The sequence below is a fragment of the Streptomyces sp. NPDC041191 genome, assembly GCF_055591945.1.
This window is the reverse complement of record NZ_JBVIZC010000005.1, coordinates 401022-414075: the sequence shown is the minus strand read 5'-3', so window position 1 is coordinate 414075 and position 13054 is coordinate 401022. Positions and strand designations below refer to the sequence as shown.

Genomic DNA, 13054 nt, shown 5'->3' with positions numbered 1-13054 from the left:
CGCCATGACCACGAACCCGCGTCCCCGCGGCGACCGGCCCGGAGCCCCCGCACGACAGGACGCGGACGCGCCCGCCCGGGAGCGGGAGGCGGCCGTGCGCCGGACCGCCGAGGAGCAGGCCGCCGTGTGGCACGAGCTGCTGGAGCGGCTCAAGCGAGCCGCCTCCGCCTCTCGACCGAGGACGTCCTGATCGTCGCCGAGTACGCCGTGGACGACCAGCCGTTCGTCGTCCGCGACCCCGGACTGCTCGACTCGGCCGTCCACCGGCCCTCGGCCACGGCCTTCGGCGAGGAGGCGTATCCGGACCTCCTGGACAAGGCCGCCGCGCTCCTGCAGTCACTCGCCGTGAACCACCCCGCCGTCGACGGGAACAAGCGCACCGCCTGGCTCTCCTGCGTGACCCTCCTCGCCCTGAACGGCGTCCGGCTCCGCCCCGACATCGACGCGGCGGAACGCCTGGTCATCGCCGTCGCCACCGGCGATGTGGACGAGGTCGGGACCATCGCGGACGGCCTCCGGGCGCTGGTCGACCCCGACGTGAGGTGAATCGCACCCGGGTGGGAGACCTCCCGCCGGGTACGAGGACCGGGGCCGGCCGCCGGTAAGGTGGCCCGGTTGTCATATCTGGACGAGCGCCGAACCGGAGATCGTGACTACCACCGCCACCTCCTCACACCACCTCTCTCCCGCCTTCCCCGGCCGCGCCCCCTGGGGCACCGCCGGAAAGCTGCGAGCCTGGCAGCAGGGAGCGATGGAGAAGTACATCCAGGAGCAGCCCCGCGACTTCCTCGCGGTCGCCACCCCCGGAGCCGGCAAGACCACCTTCGCGCTGACCCTCGCCTCGTGGCTCCTGCACCACCACGTCGTGCAGCAGATCACCGTGATCGCGCCCACCGAGCACCTCAAGAAGCAGTGGGCCGCCGCCGCCGCGCGGATAGGGATCAAGCTGGACCCGGAGTACAGCGCGGGGCCGCTCAGCAAGGAGTACGACGGCGTCGCCCTCACCTACGCGGGCGTCGGCGTCCGGCCCATGCTCCACCGCAACCGCTGCGAGCAGCGCAAGACCCTCGTCATCCTGGACGAGATCCACCACGCCGGTGACTCCAAGTCCTGGGGCGAGGCGTGCCTGGAGGCGTTCGAGCCCGCCACGCGCCGCCTCGCGCTCACCGGCACCCCCTTCCGCTCCGACACCAACCCCATCCCCTTCGTCACGTACGAGGAGGGGAACGACGGCATCCGCCGGTCGTCCGCGGACTACACGTACGGCTACGGCAACGCCCTCGGCGACGGGGTCGTGCGGCCGGTCATCTTCCTCTCCTACAGCGGCAACATGCGCTGGCGCACCAAGGCGGGCGACGAGATCGCCGCCCGCCTCGGCGAGCCGATGACCAAGGACGCCGTCTCGCAGGCGTGGCGCACCGCCCTGGACCCGCGCGGCGACTGGATGCCGAACGTGCTGCGCGCCGCCGACCGGCGCCTCACCGAGGTCCGCAAGTCCATTCCGGACGCCGGCGGCCTCGTGATCGCCTCCGACCAGGAGTCGGCCCGCGCGTACGCCAAGCTGATCCGCGAGATCACCGGCCACCGCGCCACCCTGGTCCTCTCCGACGACGCGGGTGCCTCCGGCCGCATCGACGAGTTCAGCGAGAGCGACGACCGCTGGATGGTCGCGGTCCGCATGGTCTCCGAGGGCGTCGACGTCCCGCGCCTCGCGGTCGGGGTGTACGCGACGACGATCTCGACCCCGCTCTTCTTCGCCCAGGCCGTCGGCCGCTTCGTGCGTTCCCGCAGGCGCGGCGAGACCGCCTCGGTGTTCCTCCCCACGATCCCCAGCCTCCTCGGCTTCGCCAACGAGATGGAGGTCGAGCGCGACCACACGCTCGACCGGCCGAAGAAGGCGGGCGAGGACGAGGACCCGTACGCCGAGTCCGAGAAGGAGATGGCGGAGGCCGAGAAGCAGCAGGACGAGGACACCGGAGAGCAGGACATGCTGCCCTTCGAGGCCCTGGAGTCCGACGCCGTCTTCGACCGCGTCCTCTACAACAGCGCCGAGTTCGGCATGCAGGCCCACCCCGGGAGCGAGGAGGAGCAGGACTACCTCGGCATCCCCGGACTCCTCGAACCCGACCAGGTCCAGCTCCTCCTCCAGAAGCGGCAGGCCCGGCAGATCGCACACAGCCGCAAGAAGCCGGACACCGAGGCGGACCTGCTGGAACTGCCCGCCGAGCGGCGGCCCGTCGTCTCCCACAAGGAGCTGCTCGAACTGCGCAAGCAGCTCAACACGATGGTCGGCGCGTACGTCCACCAGAGCGGCAAACCGCACGGCGTCATCCACACCGAGCTGCGCCGGGTGTGCGGCGGCCCGCCGAGCGCGGAGGCCACCGCCGGGCAGATCCGGGAACGGATCAAGAAGGTGCAGGAGTGGGCCACCCGCATGCGGTGACCCCTCGACCCCCTGTGAACGGCCGGCCGGGGCCCGTGCGCGGAGACGCGTACGGGCCCCGGCCGCGTCGCTCGCGGACCGGGGCGTGACCTGGACGGGACCTGGTCGGGGTCTGGTCGGGGTCTGGGCGGGGACCTGGTCGGAGCCTGGGCGGCGATCCCGTGACCGACGTTCTGAGCACCCCTCGCCCGCCCTCCTCACCACCCCCCTGACCGGTCCGGGGACCGCCCCCCGCCCCCGCGCGACAAAGCCGATCTTGTCCGCCGAAGTCCCTCGTCGGACCGGTAAAAGTCCCGAACCGCCTTCATCCGGTCGCCCCTGACCGGATTCTGGACGAGGTCTTCCGCTGAGCGGAGCGGGTCGCTACTGTCCCGGCTCAAAAGCAATCGCCCCGTGGCAGCGCCGCCGCGGAGCGCAGCCGGTGTACCCCTTCCTGCCGGCGGCCTCTGACGTGCGTCGCCGCGGGACCGGCGAGGCAACCCCCGTGAGAGTCCCGCCTCCACTCACTCCGAAGGAGAGGGCGTCGTGACCGCGGAGACCTCCCAGACGCTCGACCGGGGACTCAGAGTCCTCAAGCTGCTCGCCGACACCGACCACGGCCTGACCGTCACCGAGTTGTCCAACAAACTCGGCGTCAACCGGACCGTGGTCTACCGCCTCCTCGCCACGCTCGAACAGCACGCCCTCGTCCGGCGCGACCTCGGCGGGCGCGCCCGCGTCGGCCTGGGCGTGCTGCGGCTCGGGCGCCAGGTCCACCCCCTGGTGCGGGAGGCGGCGCTGCCCGCGCTGCGCTCGCTCGCCGAGGACATAGGGGCGACGGCCCACCTCACCCTGGTCGACGGGGCGGAGGCGCTCGCGGTCGCGGTCGTCGAACCGACCTGGACGGACTACCACGTCGCCTACCGGGCCGGCTTCCGCCACCCGCTGGACCGGGGCGCGGCCGGCCGCGCGATCCTCGCCGCCCGCCAGGGCGGCCTGACCGAACCCGGCTACACCCTCACCCACGGCGAACTGGAGGCCGGCGCGAGCGGCGCCGCCGCCCCGCTGATCGGCGTCACCGGCGTCGAGGGCAGCGTCGGCGTCGTCATGCTCGCGGACGCGGTGCCGGAGCGGGTGGGCCCCCGGGTGGTGGACGCGGCCCGGGAGGTCGCGGACGCGCTGCGCTGAGGCGCGGAACGGTGCCGTCAGCCCGACGTCTTCTTCCGCCGGCGGGAGTAGCGCCGGGCGACGGCGCGTACGGACCCGGAACGCGGTGGTGACGAGGACCGGTCCGCGCCCGGCCCCGCCCCGGCGTGCGTGCCCGGCCCCGTCCCGGCGTGCGCCCCGTCCCGGCGTCCGCGCCCGCCCCCCGCCCCGGCGTGCGCCCCCGCCCCCGCCCCGGTGCGCGCCCAGTAGATTGGGGGCGTGTTCTCCAGCCTCTCCCGTCCCCGTGCCCTCGCGCTCTGCGCGCTGCCCGTCGTCGCGCTCTTCGCCGCCGTCGGGCTCGCGCCGCTGCCGTACGCGATCGCGCAGCCCGGTTCGACCGCCGACGTGCTCGGCGCGGACAGGGGGCAGGAGGTCATCACCATCACCGGCGCCCCGGTCCGGAAGACCGGCGGTCAGCTGAGGATGACGACGATCCTCGCGACCGGGCCGTCCGCGGACATCCGCTTCACGGACGTGGCCGACGCCTGGTTCCGCGCCGACCGGGCCGTCCTGCCGAAGAGCTCCGTCTACCCCTCGGGGAAGTCGGACGCGGAGGTCGAGGAGCACAACCTCGGCCAGATGAAGGAGTCGCAGGACGCCGCCGCGCTCGCCGCCCTCGGCCACCTGAAGAAGGACCCCGCGAAGGTGAAGGTGACCCTGCACCTCGCGGACATCGGCGGCCCCAGCGCCGGTCTCCTCTTCTCCCTCGGCATCGTCGACAAGCTCGACGGGAACGGCGCCGGCGGCGACCTCACCGGCGGCCGGACCGTCGCCGGTACGGGCACGATCGCCCCGGACGGGAAGGTCGGCGCCGTCGGCGGCGTCTCCCTCAAGACGCAGGCCGCCGCCCGGGACGGCGCCACCGTCTTCCTGGTGCCGAAGGCGGAGTGTTCGGACGCGGAGGCCGAGCTGCCGAAGGGGCTGCGGCTGGTTCCCGTCACCGCCCTCGACGACGCGGTGGCCTCCCTCAGGGCCCTGGGGCAGGGGCAGGAGTCGAAGGTCCCGTCCTGCTGAACCCGGCGGGGACACGGGCGCGCCCTCCGGACGCCCCGCGAGCGGCCCCCGGCTACGGCTGCGGCTCCCCGCCCGCCGCCTGTTCCACCAGCGGGATGATCCGCAGCGGCACCGGGTTCTCCATCACGATCGCCGTGGACGCCCGCACGATCCCCTCGAAGGCCACCACCTTGTCGATCACCCGCTGGAGGTCCGCGTTGGAGCGGGCGACCAGGCGGCAGAGCATGTCGCCGTGGCCCGTGGTCGTGTGCAGTTCCAGGACCTCCGGCACCGTCGCCAGGTGCCCCCGCACGTCCGCGCCCTGCCCCTGCTTGATCTCCAGGGTCGCGAAGGCCGTCACCGGATAGCCCAGCGCCGCCGGGTCCACCTGCGGGCCGAACCCCCGGATCACCCCGGCCGACTGGAGCCGGTCCAGGCGCGCCTGCACCGTCCCGCGCGCCACCCCCAGCCGCCGGGACGCCTCCAGGACGCCGATGCGCGGCTCGCGCGCGAGGAGCGCGATCAGCCGTCCGTCCAGATGATCGATCGCCACAGTGGCCTCCCCGTGGTCAGGATGTACAAGTCGCACGGCCACCTTGGCGGATCGCTGTACACATTGACCAGAGGATCAGCGAACTATTGCGCACCTTGCGAACCGGCGGGACGCTTCTCCCATGACTGAGACCATCGATCACACCCCCTCCACGGCGCGGCAGGCCGATCCCTTCCCCGTGAAGGGAATGGACGCGGTCGTCTTCGCCGTCGGCAACGCCAAGCAGGCCGCCCACTACTACTCCACGGCCTTCGGCATGAAGCTGGTCGCCTACTCCGGACCGGAGAACGGCAGCCGCGAGACCGCGAGCTACGTCCTCACCAACGGCGCCGCGCGCTTCGTGTTCACCTCCGTCATCAAGGCGTCCACCGACCGGGGCCGCTTCCTCGCCGAGCACGTCGCCGAGCACGGCGACGGCGTCGTGGACCTGGCGATCGAGGTCCCGGACGCCCGCGCCGCCTACGCGTACGCCGTCGAGCACGGCGCCACCGGCGTCGCCGAGCCGTACGAGGTCGAGGACGAGCACGGCAAGGTCGTCCTCGCCGCCATCGCCACCTACGGCAAGACCCGCCACACCCTGGTCGAGCGCTCCGGCTACGACGGCCCGTACCTGCCGGGCTTCGTCTCCGCGAACCCGATCGTGGAGCCCCCGGCCAAGCGCACCTTCCAGGCCATCGACCACTGCGTCGGCAACGTCGAACTCGGCCGGATGAACGAGTGGGTCGGCTTCTACAACAAGGTCATGGGCTTCACGAACATGAAGGAGTTCGTGGGCGACGACATCGCGACCGAGTACTCGGCGCTGATGTCCAAGGTCGTCGCGGACGGCACCCTCAAGGTGAAGTTCCCGATCAACGAGCCCGCGATCGCGAAGAAGAAGTCGCAGATCGACGAGTACCTGGAGTTCTACGGCGGCGCCGGCGTCCAGCACATCGCGCTCGCCACGAACGACATCGTCGCCACCGTCCGCACCATGCGGGCCGCCGGCGTCCAGTTCCTCGACACCCCCGACTCGTACTACGACACCCTCGGCGAGTGGGCGGGCGAGACCCGGGTCCCGGTCGAGACCCTGCGCGAGCTGAAGATCCTGGTGGACCGCGACGAGGACGGCTACCTGCTCCAGATCTTCACCAAGCCGGTCCAGGACCGCCCGACCGTCTTCTTCGAGATGATCGAGCGCCACGGCTCGATGGGCTTCGGCAAGGGCAACTTCAAGGCCCTGTTCGAGGCGATCGAGCGCGAGCAGGAGAAGCGCGGCAACCTCTGAGGTCCGCCTCCGCGCGGCGCGGGGGCCCGGGGCAGCACCCCGGACCCCCGCGCCCCCCACGCGCGCGTGCCCGCCCCGCCGACCGGGGTCGCGGGAGACGCGGGAGACGACGGGGCTCCCGCGCCTCCCGGCGCGTCGGACGCCACGCGCGCGTGCCCGCCCCGCCGTCAGCGGCCTCTGCCGGCCTCTGCCGGCCACGGCTCCTGCCGGTTGCGGCCCTCGTCGGCCCTGGCCCCCGCCGGTAGCGACCCCGCCGGCCACGGCCCCGGCCACGGCCCCGCCGGTCACAGCCCCTCCGGCAGCTCGTCCGGCGGTTCGCCCAGCGCCGCCAGGGCCTCCGCCGCCCTCGGCGCGTGCAGGGGCGAGAACACCGGGCTGATCCGCAGGGCCTCCGCCAGACGGCGGCGGGCCGGGCCGGTCAGCCCCAGGGCCCGCTCGATCTCGCCCCGGTGGTACGAGAAGAGCGCGCTGCGCCGCCCCTCGTCCGTGGCCCGCCGCGCGTACCCCAGGGCCTCCTCCGCCCGCCCCGACCGGAACAGCGCCCACCCCAGCGCGTCCGCCACCTCCACCGAGCGGTGCCCGCGCGCCCACTGCGCCCTTATCGCGGCGACCGCGCCCGCCGGGTCGCCGTGGTCCGCGCCGAGCAGCCCCAGGGCCACCTCCGCCCGCGCCCACGTCCCCGTCCGCAGCCGCTCGTACAGGGCCCGCGCCTCCTCCTCCCGGCCCAGCGCCTCGTACAGCTCGCCCGCCTCCAGGACGTACTCCGGCAGCGGCAGCCGGGCCAGGGCCGCCCGCCAGTCCCGTACCGCCTCGTCCGTGCGCCCCAGGGCCGCGAGGGCCCGCGCCCGGCCCGCGAGCGAGGGTCCGTGGTCCCGTTCGAGCCGCAGCGCCGCCCCGTACCGGCCGAGGGCCTCCTCCGGCTCCCCCCGCTCCCACGCCAGGTCCCCGGCCCGCGCCAGCGCCGCCGTCCTCTCCGCGTCCGTCTCCGCGAGGGCCGCCGCGTCGAGGGCCGCCGCGTCGGCGTCCTCGCGCCAGCCCCGGTCGCGGTACGACTGCGCGGCCCGCCCCCGCACCACCGCGCCCGTGTGCAGCTCCTCCAGCCGCTCCATGGCCTTCCGGGCCTCCTCGTACCGCCCCAGGCCGTTGTACGCGTCGATCAGGAGCGGGTACGCCCGCCAGTGCCCCGGCTCCGCCTTCCGCACCCGCTCGCCCCACTCCCCGGCCGTCCGCCAGTCGCCCCGCGCCCCGGCGAGCACCCCGAGGCCCAGCCGCGCCGCCGTCCCGCCGCGCGCCGCGGGCCGTCCACCGAGGGAGCGGCGCAGCGCCTCCCCGGCGCGCGCGTAGTCCCGTACGTCCCCGAGGCGCGTCCCGCGCTCCGTGTACGCCGCGCCCAGCTCCGCCCAGGCCGCCCCGTCGTCCGGGCGGGCGCGCAGCCGCTCCTCCCGGTCCGCGATCAGCGCGGCCAGATCCGGGAGCGCCGCCCGCGCGCCCGCGCGGGCCGCGGCCACCGCCCGCTCCACCGGCCCCGTCGGGGGCGGCGGCCCCTGGCCGGCGAACTCCGCGGCGCACAGCAGCGCCGTCGCCGCGAGCGTCGCGCCCGCTCCGGCCACCAGGACCGTCCTCCACGCGTTCCGGTTCTCCATGGCGCCCACTGTGCGCCCGCGTCCGCCGCCGCGAAGAACGCCCGAAGCGCTCCCTCCGGCGGGTTCACACCGATGGCCCCGGGTGCCACGCTGGACGCATGGACGATCTTCCGACGCAGCAGAAGGACGACCTCCGGTCACGGCTCCACGAGCGCCTGCGCACCGGACTGCCCCCCGAGGCCCTGCTCACCGATCCGGACGTGACGGCCTCCTACGCCCACGACATGGCGGGCTTCTGCACGGCCGGCACCCCCGCGGCCGTCGTGCTCCCGCGCACCGTGGAACAGGTCCAGCACGTCATGCGGACCGCCACCGAACTGCGCGTCCCCGTCGTCCCGCAGGGCGCCCGCACCGGCCTGTCCGGCGGCGCCAACGCCTCCGACGGCTGCGTCGTGCTCTCCCTGGTGAAGATGGACCGCATCCTGGAGATCGACCCGGTCGACCGGATCGCCGTCGTCGAACCGGGCGTGATCAACGCCGTCCTGTCCCGCGCCGTCGCCGAACGGGGCCTGTACTACCCGCCGGACCCGTCCAGTTGGGAGACGTGCACCATCGGCGGGAACATCGGCACCGCCTCCGGCGGCCTGTGCTGCGTGAAGTACGGGGTCACCGCCGAGTACGTCCTCGGCCTCGACGTCGTCCTCGCCGACGGCCGGCTCCTGCGCACCGGCCGGCGCACCGCCAAGGGCGTCGCCGGGTACGACCTGACCCGGCTCTTCGTCGGCTCGGAGGGCAGTCTCGGCATCGTCGTGCGGGCCGTCCTCGCGCTCAGGCCGCGGCCCCCGGCCCAGCTCGCGCTCGCCGCGGAGTTCCCCTCGGCCGCCGCCGCCTGCGCGGCCGTCTGCGCGATCATGGAGCGCGGCCACACTCCCTCGCTCCTCGAACTGATGGACCGTACGACCGTCCGGGCCGTCAACGCGATGGCGCGCATGGGCCTGCCCGAGAGCACCGAGGCGCTGCTCCTGTGCGCCTTCGACACCCCGGACCCGGCCGCCGACCTGGCCGCCGTGGGGGAGCTGTGCGCGGCGGCGGGCGCCACCGAGGTCGTCCCGGCCGCCGACGCCGCCGAGTCCGAACTCCTCCTCCAGGCCCGCCGGCTCTCCCTCACCGCCCTGGAGACGCTCAGGCCCGCGACGATGATCGACGACGTGTGCGTGCCCCGGACCCGGCTCGCCGAGATGCTCGCCGGCACGGCGGCCGTCGCGGAGGAGTACGGCCTGACCATCGGCGTCTGCGCGCACGCGGGCGACGGCAACACCCACCCCGTCGTCTGCTTCGACCCCGCCGACGAGGACGAGTCGCGGCGGGCCCGCGAGTCCTTCGACGCGATCATGGCGCTCGGGCTCGCCCTCGGCGGCACGATCACCGGCGAGCACGGCGTGGGCGTCCTCAAGAAGGAGTGGCTGGCCCGGGAGCTGGGACCGGTCGGCCTGGAGCTCCAGCGCGGGATCAAGGCGGCCTTCGACCCGCTCGGCCTCCTCAACCCCGGAAAGCTCTTCTGAGGTCCCCCGGCGCGTCTCCGTACGGAGGTCACAGCTCGCCGTCCCGCGACTCGTCCGACGGCCACGGGTCGCGCAGCCACAGGTCGTCGGCGGCCACGGTGGCCGCCAGGAGTTCGGCGAGCCCGTCGTCGATGCCGAGCCGCTCGGACTCGGTGCCCGGCGGCACGGCGCGCAGGGTCCGCTCCAGCCAGGCGGACACCTGCGCGGACGGGGCTTCGAGGAGGGCGTCGCCGTCGGGGGAGGAGAGCGCCATGAGGACCAGGCCGCGGCCGTCCACCTTGGTGGGCCAGACGCGGACGTCCCCGTGGCCGCACGGCCGGAAGACGCCCTCCACGAGCAGTTCGCGCGCGAAGGTCCAGTGGACCGGGTGGTCCGTGCCGATGTGGAAGGTGATGTGGACGGCGTACGGGTCACCGGTCCGGTAGGCGAGGCGGGCGGGCACGGGGACGGCGCGTTCGGGGGAGATCACCAACTTCAGCTCCAGCTCGCGCTCGACGGTGGTGTGGCCGGTGTTCTGCATGGTCGTACTCCTTCTCACGGCGGCCCCGGACGGGCCTTCACCAGGAGAGAGCGTGGTCCCCGCGGCTCATTACGCGACTTCGGGAAGTTTTTCGGGGAAGTTTTTCCGCCCCCGTGTGCCCTGCCGCGTTTCGGGCATGCTCCCGGGGCCGAACGGACCGGATGCATCGGCCCCAGCGTGACCGTGAGTGACCGATTCCGGGGTCCGTCGTCCGAAGACGGGCTTTCTTCGCGGGCTCTTTCTCCCCCCGGCGGTGTTCTTCGTTACTGTCGTCCCTGGGCGCGGCACGCCCGGCGTGCTGCCGTGCGGATCAAAGGCGTTGTGACTGAACGGAGTCGGGGCAGTGGCTACTCCTCCTGGAGGCGGCGGAGAGGTACCGCAGGCGGGGTACTACCCGGACCCGTCCATTCCCGGGTACATCCGGTACTGGAACGGGAGCGCCTGGGTGCCCGGCACGAGCCGCCCCGCCCCGCCGGAGGACGGGACCCGTTCGCCCGCCCCGGCGGCCCAGGGCGGCCCGGCCGCCACGCCCGCCCCCGCGCAGGTCTCCGCGCAGGTCTCCGCCCCCGTGCGGCCGGCCGCCCCGGTGCCGGCTCAGGGGCAGGCGCCGGACCGGGTGGAGTCGCCGGACCGGTCGCAGGTGCCGGACCGGACACCGGCCCGGCCCCAGGCTCCCGCGTCCCAGGCCCCCGTGCACGTGCCCGACCAGGGGCGGGCGCCCTCCCCGGCCCCGGTCCAGGTCCCGGCTCCCGCCGCCGTCCCCCCGGTCGAGGAGACCGGGCCCGTCTTCCTGGACGAGGAGCCGGCCGTGCCGGAGCCCGCCCCGGCGTGGCAGGCGGACGCCTCCCGGCAGACCGGGTTCGGCGGCGACCGCGACCGGAAGGTCTCCTGGGGCGCGCCCCGCGCCGCCGATCCCCGCAGCCCGGCGGAGTGGCCGGTCGCGGGCGGGAACGGGCCCGAGGAGGCGCCCGCCGGCGTCCCGGAGCGGACGGCCGACCCCCGCGCGGCCGGTGGAGCCGCCCGCCTCGGCGGCATGCCCGTCACCCCGGCCCCCGGCCCCGCACCGGCCCCGCAGCCCGCACCGGCGGCCCCGGCCCCCGCGCCCACCCGAGCGCAGGCCCCCGCCCCCGCCCCGGCCCCCTGGGCACAACAGCCGCCGCAGGCCCGGCAGCCGGCGCGTCTCCAGCCCCCGTCCCCCGCCCAGGAGCAGCCGCAGCCTCAGCCGGTCATCCCCTGGAAGCCGCCGGTCGAGGACCCCTTCCTCCGGGCGGCCCGCGCGCAGGCGTCCGCGCGTCCCGCCGGGCTCGGCAGGCGTCTGCTCGCGCGGCTGATCGACTCCGTCGTCCTGGGCGGGCTCGTCGGCGCGGCCGCCCTCCCGCTCGTGACCGCCGCCCTCGACCACATCGAGGCCAAGATCGAGGCGGCCCGGCGGTCCGGCACCACCGTCCAGGTCTGGCTGGTGGACTCGACCACCTCCGTCCAGTTCGGCCTGGCGCTGGCCGCGCTGTTCGTCATCGGCGCCCTGTACGAGGCGCTGCCCACCGCCCGGTGGGGCCGCACCCTGGGCAAGGGGCTCTGCGGGATCGAGGTGCGGGACATCGAGGCGCACGAGCCGCCGGGGTTCGGCGCGGCCCTGCGGCGCTGGCTCGTCTACAGCGTCCTGGGCCTTCTGGCCGTCGGTCTCCTCAACGTCCTGTGGTGCCTCTTCGACCGCCCGTGGCGCCAGTGCTGGCACGACAAGGCCGCCCGCACCTTCGTGGCCCGCTGAGGGAACGGCCGGGGCCGGGCGGCGGGGCGGCCGGTCCCCCGAACGGCCGGTGATTCCTTGCGGGGCCGTTCCGCCCGGGATGCACTGCCCCCATGAGCACCGACCAGCCGCCGTCCGGCCAGCCGCCCGAGGAGGACCCGTTCCTCAAGAGGCCGCAGGAGCCCCCGCCGCCCTCCGGAGGCCAGCCCCCGCCCGGAGGACCGCCCCCCGGAGGCCCTCCGCCGGGGAACCCGTACGGGACCCCGCCCGGTGACCCCTACGGCTCCCCGTACGGCGGCCCGCCCCCGCCCCCGTACGGGAACGGCTACGGCGGTGGTTACGGCGGGACCGATCCGCTCTCCGGGATGCCGCCGCTCGCCGAGACCGGCCGGCGCGTCCTCGCCCGGCTCATCGACTGGGTGATCGTCGCGGTGCCGCTCGCGCTCATCGGCATCCCGTTCAGGATCTACGACCGGGTGACGTCCGACGACGACTTCGGGGACGCGGTCGGCGGCTTCGACGGGGGCGGGCAGCTCGTCTTCCAGCTCATCACGATCGTCGCGTACGTCGCGTACGACACGGTCCTGACGGCCAGGAACGGCCAGACCGTCGGCAAGAAGCTGATGAAGCTGCGCGTCGCGATGCTCAACGACGGTTCGACGCCCCCGATGAACCAGTCGCTGCTGCGCGCCGTGGTGCTGTGGCTGCCCGCGCTGATCTGCTGCGCCTGCCTGTGGCCGCTGCTCCTGCTGATCCTGATCCTGGTCGACAAGCCCTACAAGCAGGGTCTGCACGACAAGGCCGCGAAGACGGTGGTGGTCTCCGTCCCGCGATGAGGGGTCCTCCGCCGGAACGGGCGGAACGGACGGAACGTCACGAACCGGTCCGGGTCCCGGTCCTCGCGCGCACGCGCGGGGCCGCGGCCCGGACCTCCTCGTTCCCGGGGGCCGGCGGAACGGCCCCGGAGGTCTTGACGCGTCCCGCGCGCACCGGCATCGTCACCGCCACGAGAACGCCGAGCAGCAGGCCGGCGGCGCAGGCCGCCGTGATGCCGGGGGTGGTCGTCGTGCCGGAGAGCAGCAGCAGGGCGACGGTCGCGAGGACGACGGTGGCCGAACCCCAGGTGAGCCGCGCGGTGTCCGGACGCTGCATGACGAGTACCGCCCCTCAAGTCCCCAAGTCCTCACGACGTCGCTCCGAC

Annotated in this window: 13 protein-coding genes; 9 read left to right on the top strand and 4 right to left on the bottom strand. The window is 74.6% G+C overall.

Features of this window, described 5'->3' with window-relative positions; genetic code table 11:
- Window positions 1-4 precede the first annotated feature (4 nt).
- The 5 genes from ACZ6AQ_RS13055 (at window position 5) to ACZ6AQ_RS13035 (ending at window position 4642) form a co-directional block, all read left to right on the top strand.
- Complete coding sequence (locus ACZ6AQ_RS13055) at window positions 5-190, top strand: hypothetical protein (RefSeq protein ID WP_468759715.1); 186 nt, start codon at window positions 5-7, stop codon at window positions 188-190.
- Window positions 127-546: a type II toxin-antitoxin system death-on-curing family toxin gene (locus ACZ6AQ_RS13050; RefSeq protein WP_468759713.1), complete on the top strand. Its 420-nt coding sequence runs from the start codon at window positions 127-129 to the stop codon at window positions 544-546. The genes ACZ6AQ_RS13055 and ACZ6AQ_RS13050 overlap by 64 nt, the downstream gene beginning before the upstream one ends.
- 100 nt (window positions 547-646) lie before the next feature.
- Window positions 647-2443, top strand: coding sequence for a DEAD/DEAH box helicase (locus ACZ6AQ_RS13045; protein ID WP_468759837.1), 1797 nt, complete (start codon window positions 647-649; stop codon window positions 2441-2443).
- A gap of 525 nt (window positions 2444-2968) precedes the next feature.
- On the top strand, window positions 2969-3610 hold the full coding sequence (locus tag ACZ6AQ_RS13040) for an IclR family transcriptional regulator (protein WP_352017341.1): 642 nt from the start codon (window positions 2969-2971) through the stop codon (window positions 3608-3610).
- 237 nt (window positions 3611-3847) lie between these two features.
- The gene (locus ACZ6AQ_RS13035) at window positions 3848-4642 is read left to right on the top strand and encodes a S16 family serine protease (protein WP_468759712.1); all 795 of its coding nucleotides are present in this window, start codon (window positions 3848-3850) and stop codon (window positions 4640-4642) included.
- A 52-nt stretch (window positions 4643-4694) separates the two neighbouring features.
- On the opposite strand, the gene ACZ6AQ_RS13030 is transcribed toward ACZ6AQ_RS13035, so the two are convergent.
- The gene (locus tag ACZ6AQ_RS13030; protein WP_468759711.1) at window positions 4695-5174 is read right to left on the bottom strand and encodes an Lrp/AsnC family transcriptional regulator; all 480 of its coding nucleotides are present in this window, start codon (window positions 5172-5174) and stop codon (window positions 4695-4697) included.
- Between the two features lie 121 nt (window positions 5175-5295).
- On the opposite strand from ACZ6AQ_RS13030, the gene hppD reads away from it, so the two are divergent.
- A complete protein-coding gene (hppD, locus tag ACZ6AQ_RS13025) occupies window positions 5296-6441 on the top strand; it encodes a 4-hydroxyphenylpyruvate dioxygenase (RefSeq protein ID WP_468759710.1) in 1146 nt (381 codons plus the stop codon).
- 284 nt (window positions 6442-6725) lie between these two features.
- On the opposite strand, the gene ACZ6AQ_RS13020 is transcribed toward hppD, so the two are convergent.
- Window positions 6726-8084 (bottom strand): tetratricopeptide repeat protein, encoded by a 1359-nt coding sequence (locus ACZ6AQ_RS13020; protein ID WP_468759708.1) that lies wholly within the window; start codon window positions 8082-8084, stop codon window positions 6726-6728.
- Window positions 8085-8182: 98 nt separating this feature from the next.
- Between ACZ6AQ_RS13020 and ACZ6AQ_RS13015 the strand changes: the two genes are divergently transcribed.
- Window positions 8183-9586, top strand: a complete 1404-nt coding sequence (locus tag ACZ6AQ_RS13015) for an FAD-binding oxidoreductase (RefSeq protein WP_468759706.1) — start codon at window positions 8183-8185, stop codon at window positions 9584-9586.
- A gap of 28 nt (window positions 9587-9614) precedes the next feature.
- Here ACZ6AQ_RS13015 and ACZ6AQ_RS13010 read toward each other — a convergent pair whose 3' ends face one another.
- Complete coding sequence (locus ACZ6AQ_RS13010; RefSeq protein ID WP_468759705.1) at window positions 9615-10106, bottom strand: SsgA family sporulation/cell division regulator; 492 nt, start codon at window positions 10104-10106, stop codon at window positions 9615-9617.
- 325 nt (window positions 10107-10431) lie between these two features.
- On the opposite strand from ACZ6AQ_RS13010, the gene ACZ6AQ_RS13005 reads away from it, so the two are divergent.
- Together ACZ6AQ_RS13005 and ACZ6AQ_RS13000 are read left to right on the top strand one after the other, a co-directional pair.
- The gene (locus ACZ6AQ_RS13005; RefSeq protein WP_468759836.1) at window positions 10432-11874 is read left to right on the top strand and encodes an RDD family protein; all 1443 of its coding nucleotides are present in this window, start codon (window positions 10432-10434) and stop codon (window positions 11872-11874) included.
- Window positions 11875-11966: 92 nt separating this feature from the next.
- Window positions 11967-12689 (top strand): RDD family protein, encoded by a 723-nt coding sequence (locus ACZ6AQ_RS13000; protein ID WP_468759703.1) that lies wholly within the window; start codon window positions 11967-11969, stop codon window positions 12687-12689.
- 37 nt (window positions 12690-12726) lie between these two features.
- Here ACZ6AQ_RS13000 and ACZ6AQ_RS12995 read toward each other — a convergent pair whose 3' ends face one another.
- Window positions 12727-13005 (bottom strand): hypothetical protein, encoded by a 279-nt coding sequence (locus ACZ6AQ_RS12995; protein WP_468759701.1) that lies wholly within the window; start codon window positions 13003-13005, stop codon window positions 12727-12729.
- Window positions 13006-13054: the final 49 nt, after the last annotated feature.